The sequence below is a fragment of the Halorubrum sp. Atlit-28R genome, assembly GCF_003665955.1.
In the GTDB taxonomy this organism is placed as follows: Archaea; Halobacteriota; Halobacteria; order Halobacteriales; family Haloferacaceae; genus Halorubrum; species Halorubrum tropicale.
Genome location: NZ_QPLS01000005.1, coordinates 127,345 through 142,493, shown reverse-complemented (window position 1 = coordinate 142,493; position 15,149 = coordinate 127,345). Strand labels below are relative to the sequence as shown.

At 72.4% G+C, this 15,149-nt stretch carries 17 protein-coding genes and 1 pseudogene; 5 read left to right on the top strand and 13 right to left on the bottom strand.

All coding sequences use genetic code 11. The annotated features are described in order from the left end of the window. Positions 1–20: 20 nt before the first annotated feature. From DVK06_RS09815 to DVK06_RS09785, 7 genes are all read right to left on the bottom strand, one after another. Complete coding sequence (locus DVK06_RS09815) at positions 21–227, bottom strand: hypothetical protein (RefSeq protein ID WP_121600141.1); 207 nt, start codon at positions 225–227, stop codon at positions 21–23. 154 nt (positions 228–381) lie between these two features. Beyond that, a complete protein-coding gene (locus DVK06_RS09810) occupies positions 382–1,455 on the bottom strand; it encodes a methionine synthase (RefSeq protein WP_121600140.1) in 1,074 nt (357 codons plus the stop codon). Next, on the bottom strand, positions 1,455–2,471 hold the full coding sequence (locus tag DVK06_RS09805) for a 5-methyltetrahydropteroyltriglutamate--homocysteine methyltransferase (protein WP_053770668.1): 1,017 nt from the start codon (positions 2,469–2,471) through the stop codon (positions 1,455–1,457). The genes DVK06_RS09810 and DVK06_RS09805 overlap by 1 nt, the downstream gene beginning before the upstream one ends. Positions 2,472–2,546: 75 nt before the next feature. Further along, positions 2,547–3,146 (bottom strand): HemK2/MTQ2 family protein methyltransferase, encoded by a 600-nt coding sequence (locus tag DVK06_RS09800; RefSeq protein ID WP_121600139.1) that lies wholly within the window; start codon positions 3,144–3,146, stop codon positions 2,547–2,549. Then, positions 3,143–4,327: a mechanosensitive ion channel family protein gene (locus tag DVK06_RS09795; protein ID WP_394345503.1), complete on the bottom strand. Its 1,185-nt coding sequence runs from the start codon at positions 4,325–4,327 to the stop codon at positions 3,143–3,145. Before DVK06_RS09795 ends, DVK06_RS09800 begins: the two co-directional genes overlap by 4 nt. Further along, complete coding sequence (locus DVK06_RS09790) at positions 4,324–5,235, bottom strand: 16S ribosomal RNA methyltransferase A (RefSeq protein ID WP_121600138.1); 912 nt, start codon at positions 5,233–5,235, stop codon at positions 4,324–4,326. Before DVK06_RS09790 ends, DVK06_RS09795 begins: the two co-directional genes overlap by 4 nt. A gap of 73 nt (positions 5,236–5,308) precedes the next feature. Continuing rightward, the gene (locus tag DVK06_RS09785) at positions 5,309–5,944 is read right to left on the bottom strand and encodes a DUF655 domain-containing protein (RefSeq protein ID WP_121600137.1); all 636 of its coding nucleotides are present in this window, start codon (positions 5,942–5,944) and stop codon (positions 5,309–5,311) included. 102 nt (positions 5,945–6,046) lie between these two features. On the opposite strand from DVK06_RS09785, the gene DVK06_RS09780 reads away from it, so the two are divergent. Together DVK06_RS09780 and DVK06_RS09775 are read left to right on the top strand one after the other, a co-directional pair. Continuing rightward, positions 6,047–6,850 (top strand): hypothetical protein, encoded by an 804-nt coding sequence (locus tag DVK06_RS09780; RefSeq protein WP_053770663.1) that lies wholly within the window; start codon positions 6,047–6,049, stop codon positions 6,848–6,850. Next, positions 6,808–7,557 carry a class I SAM-dependent methyltransferase gene (locus DVK06_RS09775; protein WP_121600248.1) on the top strand — a complete coding sequence of 250 codons (750 nt, stop codon included), beginning with the start codon at positions 6,808–6,810 and terminating at the stop codon, positions 7,555–7,557. The genes DVK06_RS09780 and DVK06_RS09775 overlap by 43 nt, the downstream gene beginning before the upstream one ends. A 27-nt stretch (positions 7,558–7,584) precedes the next feature. Here DVK06_RS09775 and DVK06_RS09770 read toward each other — a convergent pair whose 3' ends face one another. From DVK06_RS09770 to DVK06_RS09760, 3 genes are all read right to left on the bottom strand, one after another. Beyond that, on the bottom strand, positions 7,585–8,019 hold the full coding sequence (locus DVK06_RS09770) for a universal stress protein (RefSeq protein WP_121600136.1): 435 nt from the start codon (positions 8,017–8,019) through the stop codon (positions 7,585–7,587). A 75-nt stretch (positions 8,020–8,094) separates the two neighbouring features. Continuing rightward, a complete protein-coding gene (locus DVK06_RS09765) occupies positions 8,095–8,451 on the bottom strand; it encodes an RNA polymerase Rpb4 family protein (protein WP_053770661.1) in 357 nt (118 codons plus the stop codon). A 1-nt stretch (position 8,452) separates the two neighbouring features. Continuing rightward, positions 8,453–8,746 (bottom strand): 50S ribosomal protein L21e, encoded by a 294-nt coding sequence (locus DVK06_RS09760; protein ID WP_006112901.1) that lies wholly within the window; start codon positions 8,744–8,746, stop codon positions 8,453–8,455. Positions 8,747–9,017: 271 nt separating this feature from the next. Between DVK06_RS09760 and mptA the strand changes: the two genes are divergently transcribed. After that, positions 9,018–9,944, top strand: a complete 927-nt coding sequence (gene mptA, locus DVK06_RS09755) for a GTP cyclohydrolase MptA (protein ID WP_053770660.1) — start codon at positions 9,018–9,020, stop codon at positions 9,942–9,944. A 15-nt stretch (positions 9,945–9,959) separates the two neighbouring features. On the opposite strand, the gene DVK06_RS09750 is transcribed toward mptA, so the two are convergent. The 3 genes from DVK06_RS09750 to DVK06_RS09740 all read right to left on the bottom strand — a co-directional run bounded on the left by DVK06_RS09750 (position 9,960) and on the right by DVK06_RS09740 (position 12,945). Further along, positions 9,960–10,763, bottom strand: coding sequence for a TrmB family transcriptional regulator (locus DVK06_RS09750; RefSeq protein WP_053770659.1), 804 nt, complete (start codon positions 10,761–10,763; stop codon positions 9,960–9,962). 124 nt (positions 10,764–10,887) lie between these two features. Continuing rightward, positions 10,888–12,546 (bottom strand): DUF255 domain-containing protein, encoded by a 1,659-nt coding sequence (locus DVK06_RS09745; protein WP_121600135.1) that lies wholly within the window; start codon positions 12,544–12,546, stop codon positions 10,888–10,890. A 177-nt stretch (positions 12,547–12,723) separates the two neighbouring features. Then, positions 12,724–12,945 carry a hypothetical protein gene (locus tag DVK06_RS09740; protein ID WP_121600134.1) on the bottom strand — a complete coding sequence of 74 codons (222 nt, stop codon included), beginning with the start codon at positions 12,943–12,945 and terminating at the stop codon, positions 12,724–12,726. Positions 12,946–13,224: 279 nt separating this feature from the next. Between DVK06_RS09740 and DVK06_RS09735 the strand changes: the two genes are divergently transcribed. Further along, positions 13,225–14,280, top strand: coding sequence for an asparaginase domain-containing protein (locus tag DVK06_RS09735; protein WP_121600133.1), 1,056 nt, complete (start codon positions 13,225–13,227; stop codon positions 14,278–14,280). Between the two features lie 105 nt (positions 14,281–14,385). Further along, positions 14,386–15,042, top strand: a pseudogene (locus DVK06_RS09730) (hypothetical protein); the annotation flags it as partial. Positions 15,043–15,149 lie beyond the last annotated feature (107 nt).

Here is a 15,149-nt window from a genome sequence, read left to right as displayed (position 1 = left end):
GCCGCCGGGGGCCGCGTCCGTCAGTACCGGTCCGGCGCGGAGTCCACGTACCCCTTCAACGCGATCGGAACCACGAGGAAGCCGATCACGCAGGCGATCGTCACCGCGATCTGGTCCGCCCTCGGGAGGTCGCCGAGCCCGACGAGCAGCGTCAGCGACGTGCCGAGGTACAGGAACGCGATCGCCCATCGAACGGCGGGGTTCGCCAGCAGCCGAACGGCGTTCACTGAGGAGCCGTACGCGGTCTCAGTACGAAACGTTTGGCCTCGCTCCGACCGTGCTCGCGGCGGTCGGAGGCTTCGGAGGGGCTATCGCCGACCCGGAGCGCCACCGAAGGGGCGAGCCACGAGAGCGGTCCCGAGGCGAACCGTCGACGGCGCCTCAGTCGTCCGCGAGCGGGTTCTCCACGTCGATCTCGCCGGAATCGATCTCGGCTTCGACCTCGCGGACCGCGGTGACCATGTTCTCGGTCTTGCCGTACGCGATCTCCCGGGGGAGGAGCTTCAGCCCGCAGTCGGGGGAGACCGTGAGCTTCTCCGGCGGCACGACGCGCAGGCCCTGCCGGATGTTCGCTTTGATCTCCTCGACGGGCTCGATCTCGGCCGTGTGAGCGTCGACGACGCCGAGCGCGAGGTCGGGCTCGAACTCGGGGTCGGTGAACGTCGGGATCTGCTCGAAGTCGCCGTTACACAGCTCCACGTCGAACTCGTCGATCGGGTAGTCGTTGATCTCGGGGTAGATCCGCGAGTAGTCGCCGTAGCAGACGTGGAGGCCGATGCGGACCTCCTCGGGGATGCCCGCGGCGATGCGTTCGAGCGCCTCGCCGACGATGGCGTGGTCCTCGGGGGTCGTCGCCAGCGCGGGCTCGTCGATCTGGATGTACCGGGCGCCCGCCTCGACCAGCTTCTCGACCTCCTCGTTGACGAGGTCCGCGAGGTCGTAGACGAGCTCCTCGGTGGAGGGGTACGCCTCGTTGAACGCCCAGAAGCCGAGGGTGTACGGCCCCGTGATCGGGACCTTGACCGGGCGCTCGGCGACGTTCGAGGTGAACTCGAACTCGTCGACGAGCCACGGCTCGTCGTACGCGACCTCCTCGACGACGCTCGGCTTGTCGAAGTAGTTGTGGCCCCACACCTTCACCGGCCCGTTGAACTCGTAGCCGTCGATGCGGTCGGCGAAGAACTCCACCATCTCGTTGCGGCGCATCTCGCCGTCGACGACGGTGTCGAGGCCGGCGCGCTCGTGCTCGTGCGTGATGAGCCGACAGGCGTCGTCGTGGGCCTCTTCGAGGTCCGACTCGTCGAACTTCGAGTCGGGGTCCTCCACCAGCTCGCCGGCCCGGTTGAGCCACTTCGGCTTCGGGTACGAGCCGACGACGGTCGACAGCAGGAACGTGTCGTTCGGGTGGTCGTGCGGGCGGAACTGGTCGCGGTTGGCGGACGGGTTTCGGACCATCAGTCGAGCACCTCCGCGGCGGCGGCGAGCGCGTTCAGCTTCTCGCGGTACTTGTTCGTCGGCAGGTAGAACAGCTCGGTGTTCGGCGTGAGGTAGGTCCTGTCGAACCCTTCGAGCGGGATCTGCGACTCGAACCACTCGACGCGCTCCGCGACCGTCTCCGCGTCCTCAACGAGGGTGTTCTGCCCGTCGACGAGCCCGAGCGACAGCGAGTCGGTCGAGCCGAACTCCTGGACGTTGTAGACGGTGTCGTCGCGGTCGCCGGCGACGAGGTCGAGCCCGAGGGCGTCGGCGCCCGCCTCGTCGACGAGGTGGGCGTACAGCTTCTCGCCGAGCGCGCCGTAGAAGGTCTGGACGACCACGTCGGCGTCGGTCGCGTCGGCGACCGTCGCGATGGCGTCCGTCGCCGTCGACTCGTCGCCCTCGGCGGGCGGGTCCGTGACGAGCGACGGTTCGAGGAGGAACAGCGTCTCGTGGGCCGGGAACGCCTCGACTTCGCCCGCGAGGAAGTCGGCGACCGCGGCCTGGAACTCGGCCTCGTCGCCGTAGTGCTCGTCGGTCGCGAGGGCCGCGAGCGAGTACGGGCCCGGGAGCGTCGCGGCGAGCGACGCGTCGTCGCCGCCGTCGGCGGCCGCGAGCAGGTCGGCCGCGTCAGTCAGTTCGTCCGCCACGTCGCCCGAGAAGCCGAGGTCGTCGACGACGCGCGGGTCGCGGTAGAAGTTGTTGTTGTCGTAGTACCGGACGATCCCGCCGGTCTCGACGGCGTCGCTGACGGTCAGCGGGTGCGCGATCATGTCGTCCCAGCGGCCCTGCCCCTCGGAGATCAGGTCGAGGCCGGCGTCGAGTTGGTGGTCGACGTACTCGGCGCGCACCTCGTCGTACTCCGCGACGATCGCTTCGCCCTCGTCGCCGCTCAGGAGGTCCCCCTTCTGGTGTCCCTTCAGGTCGGAGAGCGTCTCTTTCGCCCGGTCCGGGAGCGGGTACAGCCCCGGCGTCGCCGCGACACGTTCGGTCATCACCGACCGTTGGATATGTCGACGTATAATATTTGCTAATACGTATTATTCTCTACAGTAATCTATTGCGGAGGCTTACGCCCGACGGAGGGCCAGCACGGTGAGCGTCTCGAAGGGGAACGACTCCTCGACGACCGGCTCGGCCGCGAAGCCGGCCTCGTCGACCAAGCCGAGCACCTCGTCGTAGCCGGTCAGCGAGGAGACGAGGAGGAGGACGACGCCGTCCGGCGCGAGCGCGCGTCCCACGTCCGCGAGGAACGGTTCGATGAGCTCGCGGCCCGACTCACCCCCGGAGAGCGCGTGCTCCATCCAGTCGTCCCACTCGTTGTCGGGGTCGGTGGGCAGGTACGGCGGGTTGAAACACACCGTGTCGAACGCGTCCGCGCGGAACGGCGAGAGCAGGTCGGCGACGACGGCCTCGACGCCGCGCTCGCGGGCCTGACGCGCGGCGTGCGGGTTGAGGTCGCTTCCGACCACGTCGAGGCCGCGCTCCTCGGCGACCCGCTCGGCGACCCACCCCGACCCGGTGCCGACCTCCAGCACGCGCCCGTGCGCCTCCGCGACCGCCGCCTCCGCGAGCAGGCCGGAGTCCTCCGCGGGCTGGTAGACGACCGCGTCGTCGGCGCCGCGTCGCGCCGCGAGGCCGTCGCCGCCCCCGCTCCCGTCGCCGCTCATCGGCCGCCCTCCGCCGCGTCGCCGTCGCTCGACGCACCGTCCGCGTCGCCGGCGTCGGCGGAGCCGCCGCGCGTCGCCGCGCGGCTCTCGACGGCGGCGTCCAGTTGGGGGCCGGAGGCGCCTTCCGTGCGGGCGGAGAGCGTCTGTTGCGGGAACGGGATGACGATCCCCTCGTCTTCGAGCGCGTCCTTCATCGCGCCCATCGCGGCGGTCTGGGTCCGCCAGCGCTTGCGCATGCTCGGGTTGCGGATCCAGTACCGGAGCCCCAACACGACCGCGGAGTCGCCGAAGCGCTTCGTCACGGCGTTCGGCTCGGGCATCTCGGCGACGTCCTCGACGCCCGCGACCGCCTCCTCGACCACCGCGGCCGCGCGCTCGACGTCGGTGTCGTAGTCGACGCCCACCTCGATCTCGATCCGCAGTCGGTTCCGGCGCGACCGGTCGACGATCGACCCGGACCGGACGTCGTCGTTCGGCATCGTGATCACCTCGCCGTCGAACGACCGGAGCCGCGTGCTCATGATCGATATCTCCGTCACCGTCCCCTCGTGGTCGCCGATCACCACCCAGTCGCCGACCTCGAACGGCCGGGAGAACATCAGCACGAACCCGGCCAGTATCGCGCCGAGCGTCTGCCGCGCCGCCATGCCGATAACGATACCCAGGAACCCCGCGCCGACGAGCAGGCTGCCGACGTTGTCGGTGAACAGCCCGACGACGGCGAGTATCGCGGACGTGTAGACGCTCAGCTGCGTGACCCGCAGGATGACCTCCTGCTGGTGTTGCGAGATCGAGGCGCTCTCGGCGCCGATCTCGCGGATGACGCCCCCGAGGAAGTCCGTGAGCGCGTACGCGATCGCCAAGAGCAGCACGGCGAGGACGACGTTCGACAGCTGGTTCGCGCTCAGCGCCGACCGGGCCGTCTCGAAGAGGGCGCCGCTCTGGTCCCACACCGCGATCAGCGTGATCGCGCCCAGCGCGGTGGCGCCGCCGACGCCCGCGGACAGCAGGAGCCGCTGCGTCGAGCTGAGCTCCCTGTCCCCGCGCCGCAGCCGCCGCGTGAGGAGCCGGACCCCGAGCACCGCGACGACGATCCCCACCGAGGCGGCGAACCGCTCGGCGTTGCCCGCGAGCGCGCGCTGAAGCTCCGTCACGAGGCCGACCCAGCCCGTCATCGTCACGCCTCCGCGGGGGAGCCGCGCTCGCGGGCCAGCTCCGCCAGCGCCGCGAACGCCGCCGGCTCCAGCGTGCCGGGGCGGCTGCGCAACAGCTCCTCGTCCGCCGCGTCGACGACGGCCTCCGGGTCGTCGAGCCCGGAGATGTGGGCCGTGTTCCGCACCGCGTTCCGCACCGTCTTGCGCCGCTGGGTGAAGAGCGCCTTCACGAACCGGAGGAAGAACGCCTCGTCGCCGACGACGTAGTCGGGGTCTCGGGGAGTGCAGCGCACGACGGCGCTCTCGACGGCCGGCTGGGGGTCGAACGCCTCCTTCGGCACGCGCTCGACGATCTCCACGTCGGCGTAGTGCTGCGCCGACACCGAGAGGCGGCCGTACGCGGACTCGCCGGCCGAGGCCACCATCCGGTCGGCGAACTCGGCCTGGAACATCACCACGAGCGGCTTCTTCTCCGGGAGCAGCCGGAAGGCGATCTCCGAGGAGACGCCGTACGGCAGGTTGGCGACGCAGGCGGAGAAGGGCGGGAGGTCCACGTCGAGCGCGTCGCCCTCGATCACGTCGAGGAGCCCGTCGGCGACCGCGGCCGCGAACTCCTCGCGGAGGAACTCGGCGAAGGCGCCGTCGCGTTCGATCACGGTGACGCGGCGGGACGGGGAGTCGCCGGTCGCGGCGGCGTCGCCCGTCGCCGCGGCCAGGAGTCGGTCGGTGAGCGCCCCCGCGCCGCCGCCGATCTCGAGGAGGCGGCTCCGGTCGGCGTCGTCCGGGAGGTAGCCCGGGATCCGGTTGAGGACCCGGTCGTCGACGAGGAAGTGCTGGTCGCGGTCGGGGTCCGCTCGCGCGCCGGCCCGCCTCGCGAGCGCGTCGGGGTCGCGCTGCCCGTACGCGGTGCCCTCACCCGCCGATGAGTCGGTCATAGCCGGGGTACACGCGGTGTTCGGGTAAAAGTCTCGTTTCGGGGACACCGGGAGGACCCGGGGGCGGCGCGGCTCACTCCTCGCGCCCGACGAACGTCCGGTACTTCAGGTCGGACTCGCGGATCTCCTCGACGATCCGTTCGAGGATCACCTCCCGGGGGCGGTGGAGCCCGGAGATCCGCTCTTCGACGTCGGCGAAGCTCTCGAACGGGCCGCGCTTCCGCTCGTCCAAGAGGTCGTTCCGCAGCTTCTTGCCGATCCCCGGCAGCAGGTTCAGCTGGTGGAGCCGGAGGGTGATCGGCCCGGCCTCGTTGTAGAAGTCGACGAACCGCTCCTCGTCGGCCTCGACGATCGCCTCGACCGCGTACTCGACCTCCGCGGCCGCGTTCCTGGTGAGGTCGTCGAACGACACCTCGCGGTAGCGGCCGACGTCCGAGCCGTCGAGGGCGATCCGGTCGCCCACCGAGACGTCCGCGTCGCCGGCGAGCGTCAGTTCGTACAGCGCGAACGACGGCGCGCCGAGCGCGTACGCCACCGGCGACTTGCGGGACTGCGGGCGGTCGTCGTCGGGGCGCCCGTTCGGCAGCACGTCGAGCAGGACGGCGGTGGGGCCGCCGCCGTCGTCGCTCTGTTCCGCTCCGGCGTCCGCGGCGGCGCCACCCCCGTTCCGGTCGTCTGCCGGCGTCCCGTCGCCGTCGGCGTTGTCCATGTATCGTTTATCGCTCCGAGCGGTGAAAAAACCGCTGGCGAGGCGGGTCGCGGTGCGGCCGCCGACGGTCGGATTCAATAGCGTCGGGTGCGACGTGGTACCATGGCGAAACCGGACCCCGAGGAGCTGGTTCGACTCGTCGAGGCGTTTCCCGGACCGTCGGTCGAGGCGGACGGCCCCGACCGCGGCGGGCCGACTGAGGCGGCGGAGATCGGTCGGGTCGACGAGTTGCTCGACGGCGCGTACGGCGCCCTGACGCGGCGCTGGTACCCCGAGCTCCGCCGACGCGCCGCGGCGCACGCGGACGGCGACTGCCTCCGCGAGCGGGTGCTCGAACACGTCGAAGCGGTGCCGTCGTTCCGCCTCTCGGACGGGCCGACCGCGCTGACGGAGCGGCGCGAGGCGCTCGCGGAGGCGGCGGCGCTGACCGACGAGGTCCGCGAGATCGCGGAGTGGTACGGCACGCTCCGGTCGCGGCTGGAGGGCGACCGCGCGTCGCTGACGCGGGCCGAGCGCCTGCTCCACGACTTCGGCTACGCGCTGGCGCACGTCCTGTTCCTCGGGGCGTCGTCGCCGGGGGCCGTCGTCCGGCGGCTCCGGCTCGCGTACCGGTCGGTCGGCGTCCGGATCGACGAGACGGCCTCCGAGGGCGGTATCGAGGAGACGACGTTCACCTGTCCGTACCGGAACGTCGCGGCCGGGCGGTGCGGCGAGCGGTGGGTGTGTCACGAGAAGCTGGACCGCGTCGACGACGGCTACGTGTCGTACCTCGCGGAGCGCGGGATCAGCTACCAGCGGCCGCGGGGCTGTGCGGGCTCGGAGCAGTGCCGGTCGACGGTCGCCCGCGACGGGCCGGCGCGGTGGTGGCCCAAGACGCCCCCGGCCGCGGTCGGCGCCGACCCGTGACCCGCGACGGCGCGGCGGGCGGCCGGGCGGGTTCGGAGGCGCCCGCCGCGGAGTCGGACCCGCGTCGACTGCGTCGGGTCCGGCGCAGCTACGACGCGTGGGCCCGCGTCTACGACTGGTTCGCGCGGGCCACGGCGTCGGTCGGCGGCGTCCGCGCCGCCTGCGTCCGATCGCTCGACCTCGCGCCGGGCGACACCGTCGTCGAGTTCGGCTGCGGCCCGGGGGTGAACCTCCCCGCGCTCCGCGAGGCCGTCGGACCGAGCGGCCGCGTCGTCGGCGTCGACGTCTCGACCCGGATGCTCGACCGGGCCGCGGGGCTCGTCGCGCGGCGCGGCTGGGAGAACGTCTCGCTCGTCGAGGCGGACGCCGAGCGCCCGCCGGTCGCGGCCGCGGACGCCGTCCTCGCGACGTTCGTCACGTCGCTTTTCCCCGACCCGTACGCGGTCGTGCGCCTCTGGTGCGACCTGGCGGACGCCGTCGTCGTCGCGGCGTTCGTCCCGGAGGGGAACCGCGCGGCGAACGCCGCGCTCCGGGCGTTCGTGGCGCTGAACGGGCGGCTCTTCGACGCCCGGACCGACGACCCGCTCGGGATGCTCGCGGAGCGGACCGCCGCGGCGCGGCGCGCGCTCGACGACGGCGCGACCGTGCGCGAGCGCGACCGGCGGCTCTTCGGAACGATCGTCGTCGAGGCCGGCCGCGATCGGTGACGCGCGGGGCCCGGCGCTCGGCCGGGGTCACTCGGAGACGGGGACGGAAACGACCGTCGCGTCGGCGGTCCGGATGACGCGCTCGGTCGTGCTGCCGAGGAGGTCGTCGGCCGCGGCGTCGAGGCCGCGCTTGCCCATCACGACCGCGTCGGCGTCGACCGCGTCCGCGTGCGCCGCGATCTCGTGGGCGGGGACCCCGGACTCGATCGCGGTCTCGCTGTCGATGCCCGCGTCCGCGGCGGCGGTCGCGACCCGGTCGACCGCCGCCGCCAGCCGCTCGCGGCGCTCGGGGTCGTCCTCGTCGAACTTCTCCGGCTTCCCCGACCGCTCGTACATCGGGATCTCCTCGACGACGCCGAGGACGTGTACTGTCCCCTCCGCCGCCGTGATCTCGATCGCGTCGTCGACCGCGTCGAGGGCGGCGTCGCCCTCGCCGGTCGGCACGAGGGTGGTCTGGTACATGCGGCTCGACGTACGGGCGGAAATCTGAAAAAACGTGTCGGTGACCCGTCCCGCCGGGCCGGGTGGGACCCGCGGTCAGGCGTACTTCGCGACGACGTCGAGGATCTCGTCGAGCTCGTCGCCGTCGAGCGAGTAGCGCTCTTGGGCGAACACCGAGCGGAGCTCCGTGCGGTCCTCGGGGAGCAGGTCGGCGATCTTCACCGCGGTCGGCACGTCGATCTGGTCGAGCTCGGTGAGCTCCTCGACGAGCTCACGGGACTCGTCGGCGTCGAGGTCCGCGAACCGGTTGACGTGCTCGATCGCGCGGGCCAGCTCGTAGCGGAGGTCGCGGTCCTCGTCGGCCGCCCGCTCTTCTTCGATCTCCACGAGGATCTCCTTCGCCTCGGAGGTGGTGACGTACTCCTCGTCGAGCTTCTCTTTGAAGATCGTCATCTCAGTTCTGCTGCGCCCGCATGTGGGCGGCGGTGACGATGAGGGTCTTCGTCTTGCCGCCGTCCGGAATCTCGACTTTGAACGCCGACCCCTGCTTGCCGACGACGGTTCCGGTCCGGCCGTCGAAGCGGGGGTGGAAGCGGCCCTTGGGGACGCTCGGGTCGATCTTGAGGTGGACCTGCGACCCCTCGTCGAACTCCTGGATCGCTCGCTGCGGCGGGGAGGTGCCGCGGTTGCGGGGCTTGTTCGAGAGCTTGTCGCGAGTCGCCTTCTGCGGCCCATTGGAACTCGGCATGGTCTTGGGATACCTTCCGCTGCCGCCGTTATAAATCGTGCGTTACGACCCGCAGGACGTTGGCTCCTCACACACGCGGCGATCCGCGGGACCCGACGACGCCGGAACCGCTCGGTCGACGGGGCTTCGAGGACGCCGCGCTCGCGACCCGGTTTCTCGCGCGACCCGCTCCTCTCACCACCCGCTCCTCGCGCGGCCGGGTGCGCGCGACTACCAGACGAACCTCCCCCTTCCGAAAGGGCTAATCCCGGGAGTCCCTATCATGTTCGTAATGAGTCATCAGCTGCCGGACGTACAGGCGTCGTCCCCCGACGTCACCGTCGGGCTATCGCAGGTCGGCGTCACCGGCGTGGAGAAGCTCGTCAAGCTGGCGCGCGGCGACAAGCGCCCCATCGTTCTCATGGCGGAGTTCGAGGTGTTCGTCGACCTCCCGAGCGGGCGGAAGGGGATCGACATGTCGCGGAACCTCGCGACGGTCGACGAGATATTGGAAGACATCACCCGCGAGGAGGCATACCGCGTCGAGGACGTCTGCGGCGACGCCGCCGAGCGGCTCTTGGAGAAGCACGACTACACGACCACCGCCGAGGTGTCGATGACGGCGGAGCTCGTCACCCGCGAGCACACGCCGGCGTCGGACATCGAGACCCAGAGCACGGCGACGATCGTCGCCAGCGCGACCGCCACCGAGGAGGGCACCCGCGAGGAGATCGGCGCCGAGGTCACCGGCATGACCGTCTGCCCCTGCTCGCAGGGGATGAGCGAGTCGCGGGCCCGCGAGAAGCTCGCCGAGCTGGGCGTCGACGAGGAGACGACCGAGGAGTTCCTCGACGCCGTCCCGCAACCGGGCCACTCCCAGCGCGGCCACGCGACCCTGACGATCACGACCGACGGCCACCCGGACGTGGACCTCCGGGACGTGATCGACGTCGCCCGCGACTCGATGAGCGCGCGCATCTACAACATGGCGAAACGGCCCGACGAGGACCACATGACCTACGAGGCCCACGCCGACGCGAAGTTCGTCGAGGACTGCGTCCGCGCGCTCGCCGAGGGCACCGTCACCGAGTTCCCGCACCTCTCGGACGACGCCGTGATCCACATGAAGCAGTCGAACGACGAGTCGATCCACCAGCACAACGCCCACGCCGAGCGCGAGGTCCGGCTGGGCGACCTCCGCGACGAGCTCGACCGATAGCCCGCCGCCACGGACTCAGAACGTCAGCAGCTCCGAGTCCGCCCAGCGCGGCTCGAACTGCTCTTTCACGCTCGTCGCGAAGTCGATGTCCTTCACGTCGATCATCGCGAACGGCTCGTCCGCCGACAGCGGGTGCGGGACCTCGATACACACCTCTATCTCGTCGAACACGTTGAACGTCCCGTCCACGTTCGGGGAGGTCCGGACCTCGAACCCGTCCACCTCGGCCAGCTCCGCGGTGTACCGGCGCCCGACGCTCCGCGGGAGCGCGTCGACCGTCGCCGGCGACAGCAGGACGCGGATCTCCACGCCGCGTTCGAGCGCGGACTCGAGCTCGGCGGTCACCTGCTCGCCGATCGTTCCGAGGTCGAAGCCGGTCGCCGGCGCGCCCGCGACCACGACGACCCGGCGCTCCGCGGCGGCGATCCGCTCTAAGAGGAGGTCCGTCGCCTCCTCGGCGCCGACGGCCGCGGTCCAGAACTGGCCGTCGACCGGCTCGCCGGCGTCGAGCTCCGCCGAGAGGTCGTCGACCACGGACTCGTACTGCTCGGCCTGCGTCCGCAGCTCCTCCTTCTTCTCGTCGAGCAGCCGGTCGAGCGCCGCGTCCGGCTCGACCGCGACGTACTTCTTCGGGCGGCTCGCGGCCTGACTGCGGACCAGGCTGTGTTGCTCCAAGCTGTTGAGCACGTCGTAGATCCGTCCCATCGGAACCTCGCTGGCCCGCGAGAGGTCCTTGGCCGTCGTCGGCCCGGTCCGAAGGAGCGCGCGGTACGCCCGGGCCTCGTACTCGGAGAGCCCCAGGTCGCGAAGAGATGCCATACGCTGGGATGCCCCGGCGCCCGTATAAACGCATCGTCCGTTTACGATCCGCGAGGTGCCTCGCGGGCGCCCGTCGAAGCGAGACCGCTGCCGCCGACGCGCCGATTCAGCCCGGCCCCGGATCTCAGGCGAGCACGTCGCCGACCCGGTCCATCAACTCGTCGGGCGTTTCCGCCGGCTCCGAGGCGCCGTCGCCGGCGAGGACGACCGCGGTCCCCTCGGGGACCGTCCGCGGCGCCGGCGCGTCGGCCTCGTGGGCGTTCGGCGCGACGACCTTCTCGTGGTCGGCGACCCGCCACGCGGCGCGGTGGAGGTCGCTCCCGGGCTCCGTCCCGACGGCGATGGCGGTCGTGCCGCGCCGGACCCGGGCCGCGAGGCTCCCGTAGGCGGCGACCTGAACGCTCAGCCGCTCGGTGGCGCCGGCGAACGCCTCGGCGGTCTCCCGCGCGACCTCGCGGTAGCGGTCCTCGCCGGTGAGCGCCGCGAGGTCGCAGAGCGCCGTCGCCATCTCGACATTGGCGTCGAGCGGGCGGAACGACCGGTCGAGCAGCCCCGGGCCCGAGCGCGGGCCGTCGACGAAGGAGCCGTCGACGCGGAGCCGGTCGACCGCTCGGTCCGCGACCGCGCGGGCGACGGCGGCGCCCTCGCCGCGCACGCCGGCGGCGCGGACGTACGCGCCGACGACGCGGGCGGCGTCTTCGAGCAGGTCGGACTCGCCGGCCTCGTCGCTGCCGCGGTAGTGCGTCACCTCGCCGGCGTCGGCGTCGATCAGGTCGCGTTCGAGCCCGTCGAGGATGCGCCCGCCGTACTCGCGGGCCCGCTCGTCGTCGGTGTAGGCGGCCACCGCGAGGAGCGCGTCCGCGGCGAGCGCGTTGCCGCCCGCGAACACGGTGAGGTCGCGGCGGGGGTCGTCTAGGTCGGCGCGGTCCTCGGCGGGGGCGGCGTAGTAGGCGCGGCCGAGCCCCGGGCCGAGGCTCCCGCCGACGCCGTAGCCCGTCCAGAGGTCGTCCGTGAGGAAGGAGACGGCGTCGAGCGCGGGGTCGAGGTAGGCCTCGTCGCCGGTGTAGAGGAAGGCGTTGGCGAACGCGCGGGTGACGGCGGCGTTCGTGTCGAGCGGCTTCTCGTAGGCCACGTCGCCCCAGTCCGACGTGCCCGCGTACCGGAAGAACCCGCCGTCGACGTCGTCGGTCAGGTGGTCGCGGACCGCGTCGAGCGTCCGGAGCGCCCGGTTCCGGTCGCGCTTCAGCGCGAACTCGACGGTGCGGGGGAGCGGGAACTTCGCGTCGGTCCCCCAGCCGGCGTGTTCGGCGTCGTACTTGGCCTCCAGCTGGCCCGCCAGGTGGCTCTCTATCGCGTCGGTCACCTCGCCGCGGGGCGGCAGGTCGGCGTCGAGCGCGCGGGGGACGCGCCCGGCCTCCCGACCCTTGTCGGCCCACATCTGCCGGACCGACTCGAGGACCTGCCGCATCCCGTCCACGTCGAGGTAGCCCGCGCCCGTCAGCAGCGTCCCCTCGGGCGTGAGGAAGGCGGTCGTCGGGAACCCGCCCATGTTGTACCGCTCGCGCACCCGCGGGCGGCGGTCGACGTCGACGCGGACCGGGACGAACCCCTCGTTGACGTTGGCCGCGATCCGCGGCTCCGCGTAGGTGATCGCGTCCATCTCGTGACAGCCCTCGCACCAGGTGGCCGACAGCGAGAGCAGCACCGGGCAGTCGCGCTCGTCGGCCTCGGCGAACGCCTCGGGGCCCCAGTCGCGCCACTCGACGCGGGTCTCGTCGCTCATATCCCCAGTCGGACTGGGGCGGGGGTAAGCGCTTCGAGAGCGGGCGGCCGGGGCGGGGAGCGGAGGGGACAGAGCGGCGGCTGTGCGGAAAACGACGGAGGGCGAGAGGAGGGCGCTGCGTCGGTGTCCACGCGACGTGTCGGCGTTCGGACGGGCGGTTCGGGCAGGGGTCCGGCGTCAGCGCTTGTAGTCGTGGCCGAGCGCGAGCGCGAGGACGTTCGCGAACAGGAGGGCGACGAACAGGCGCCCGGTGCCGCCGTCGAGCCCCGAGTACAGCAGCACGGGGTACGCCGCCGGGATGGCGATGGCCGCCCAGAAGGCGGCCGCCTTGACGGTACCGGTCATCAGCCCGGCGAGCCGGTCGCCGGAGGCGATCTGGGTGGGAGCGGGGGTTGACATGGACACTTCCGCGTACGACGGGGACCCACATATACCCCGACGAGGGTTCGGCGAATTTCACGGCGTTTCTCGACCGATCGAGTCGTTTCACAACCGCCGCAGAAACGTTTTAACCGTTCATAGAGCCCGCTAATCCTTTGTTCTGGAATCGTCTCCGATCCGCGCGCTCCGGTCGCTCGCGGGGCGTCACGCGGGACCGACCGCGGCGCCCCGGCGAACGCGGCCCCGGACGACTGCCGCGGCACCAACCGCTTTGTCCGTCGGGCGGCGAGGGGGGGCATGACCGAGACCGATCGCCGCGACCGACGCGATGACCGGAGGGACCGAGACGACGCGCGCGCCGACGGCGGCCGCCCGCGGGTGGCGGTCGTCGCCTGCGGCGGCACCATCGCCTCGGAGCCCGGCGACGACGGCGCAGCGCCCGAGAAGACCGGCGAGGACCTCGTGGCCGCGGTGCCGGCCGTTTCGGACCACGCCCGGGTGACGACGACCGAGGTGTGCTCGCAGCCGGGGTTCGACGTGCGGTGGCGGGACGTGCTCGCGACCGCGGCGGCCGCCCGCGACGCGGTCGGCGAGGGGGCCGACGGCGTCGTCGTCACCCACGGGACGGACACCTTGGCGGACACCGCGTTCGCCCTGGACCTCCTCACGGACCTCGGCGCGCCGGTCGTCGTCACGGGCGCGCAGCGCCGCCTCGACGAGCCCTCCAGCGACGTCCCGGCGAACCTCGCGCTCGCGGTCCGGGCTGCCGCGGACGCCCGGTTCTCGCGCGGCGTTCACGTCGCGTTCGACGACGAGCTCCACGCCGCCCGCGACGTCGTGAAGGGGCACAGCAACGCGCTGTCGACGATGACCTCGCCGGGGACGGGGCCGGTCGCGACGTTCACCCGCGACGCCTCGCGGCTCGTCCGTACCCCCGAGCGCTGCGCCGCGGTCGATCCGCTGGCAGACGCGATCGAGAGCGCGTCCGACGTGCCCGAGGTCCCGGTGATCCACTCCGGGACCGGCGTCGGCGCCGGGGCGATCGAGCGCGCGCTCGACGCCGGCGTCGGCGGGATAGTCGTCGAGGGGACGGGCCTCGGCAACGTCACCGGCGCGCTCGGCGACGCGCTCGGCGAGGCGGTCGCGTCCGTGCCGGTCGTCGTCGCCGGCCGCCCGCCGGCCGGACCGACGGAGCCGGTGTACGGGACGCCGGGCGGCGCCGTCACGCTCGCGGACCACGGCGCGACGTTCGCCGGCGACCTCCCGGCCGCGAAGGCGCGGGTCGCGCTCGCGCTCGGCCTCGCCGCCGGCCTCGACGGCGAGAGGATCGAGGCGCTGTTCGCGCCGGCGTGAGACGACCGCGGACGCGCTGAACGGGCGGAATCGCCCGCCGGTGTCGGTCAGACGGTTGTTTTCGTTTACACGAGACCCTTATGTACCGCCCGCGTATGTGGAGGTATGAGTCAGTTCACGCGACGAGCGGCCCTCTACGGCGTCGCCGGCGGCGTCGCCGCGCTCGCGGGGTGTACCGAGGCCGGCGTCCCGGCGGACGGGAGCGGGACCGACGGCGGCGGAACCGACAGAGACGGCGGCGACGGAACCGACGGAGACGGCGGCGACGGGGCCGACAGCGACGACGAGGAGGTAACGACGGTCGTCCGGCAGGTCGGTGCCGCCCTCTCGGGCCCCGCGTGGGACCGGACCGAGCGGCGCGGCTTCTGCACGCTGATCACCGAGGAGGGGGAGGCCTCGTGGCTCCTCGACGACGCGCCCGAAGCGGTCCGCGCGTTCGTCGAGGAGACCGACTTCGCGGCGTCGGTGCTCGTCTACGTCGAGTCCGTCGGTCCCGACACCTGTCACGACGAGATCACGTTCGATAGCACCGGCATGGGCGTCGAGGACGGGACCTTCGTCGCGGACGCGACGGTCCGGGGGCCGGGGAGCGACGACGTCGCCTGCGGCGACGCGATCACCTACTCGGCCGCGCTGATCCGGGTCACGAGCGACCCGCTCCCCGACGCGGCCCGGCTCTCCGTCACCGACGGCTGGGGCGAAACGGGGACGGTGCGCGACGGCGAGGGCGTCCCGGACTCGGACCGGCTCGCCGGCGGGATCTGATCCGCCGGGGACGGCTCGACCGTTCCTGTTTCGGTCGACAACGACGTGGAGCGGCCCGCTCCGCGCCGCTGCGCGAGGGCGCGACCCGCGAACGACGCCCGCGC

Bases quoted from the DNA above. Each gene is read 5' to 3' on its own strand.
- DVK06_RS09735 (WP_121600133.1), top strand. From the start codon at position 13,225: ATGACCGAGACCGATCGCCGCGACCGACGCGATGACCGGAGGGACCGA.
- DVK06_RS09765 (WP_053770661.1), bottom strand. From the start codon at position 8,451: ATGACGATCTTCAAAGAGAAGCTCGACGAGGAGTACGTCACCACCTCC.
- DVK06_RS09770 (WP_121600136.1), bottom strand. From the start codon at position 8,019: ATGTACCAGACCACCCTCGTGCCGACCGGCGAGGGCGACGCCGCCCTC.
- DVK06_RS09745 (WP_121600135.1), bottom strand. From the start codon at position 12,546: ATGAGCGACGAGACCCGCGTCGAGTGGCGCGACTGGGGCCCCGAGGCG.
- mptA (WP_053770660.1), top strand. From the start codon at position 9,018: ATGAGTCATCAGCTGCCGGACGTACAGGCGTCGTCCCCCGACGTCACC.
- DVK06_RS09785 (WP_121600137.1), bottom strand. From the start codon at position 5,944: ATGGACAACGCCGACGGCGACGGGACGCCGGCAGACGACCGGAACGGG.
- DVK06_RS09790 (WP_121600138.1), bottom strand. From the start codon at position 5,235: ATGACCGACTCATCGGCGGGTGAGGGCACCGCGTACGGGCAGCGCGAC.
- DVK06_RS09750 (WP_053770659.1), bottom strand. From the start codon at position 10,763: ATGGCATCTCTTCGCGACCTGGGGCTCTCCGAGTACGAGGCCCGGGCG.
- DVK06_RS09760 (WP_006112901.1), bottom strand. From the start codon at position 8,746: ATGCCGAGTTCCAATGGGCCGCAGAAGGCGACTCGCGACAAGCTCTCG.
- DVK06_RS09800 (WP_121600139.1), bottom strand. From the start codon at position 3,146: ATGAGCGGCGACGGGAGCGGGGGCGGCGACGGCCTCGCGGCGCGACGC.
- DVK06_RS09810 (WP_121600140.1), bottom strand. From the start codon at position 1,455: ATGGTCCGAAACCCGTCCGCCAACCGCGACCAGTTCCGCCCGCACGAC.
- DVK06_RS09740 (WP_121600134.1), bottom strand. From the start codon at position 12,945: ATGTCAACCCCCGCTCCCACCCAGATCGCCTCCGGCGACCGGCTCGCC.
- DVK06_RS09805 (WP_053770668.1), bottom strand. From the start codon at position 2,471: ATGACCGAACGTGTCGCGGCGACGCCGGGGCTGTACCCGCTCCCGGAC.
- DVK06_RS09780 (WP_053770663.1), top strand. From the start codon at position 6,047: ATGGCGAAACCGGACCCCGAGGAGCTGGTTCGACTCGTCGAGGCGTTT.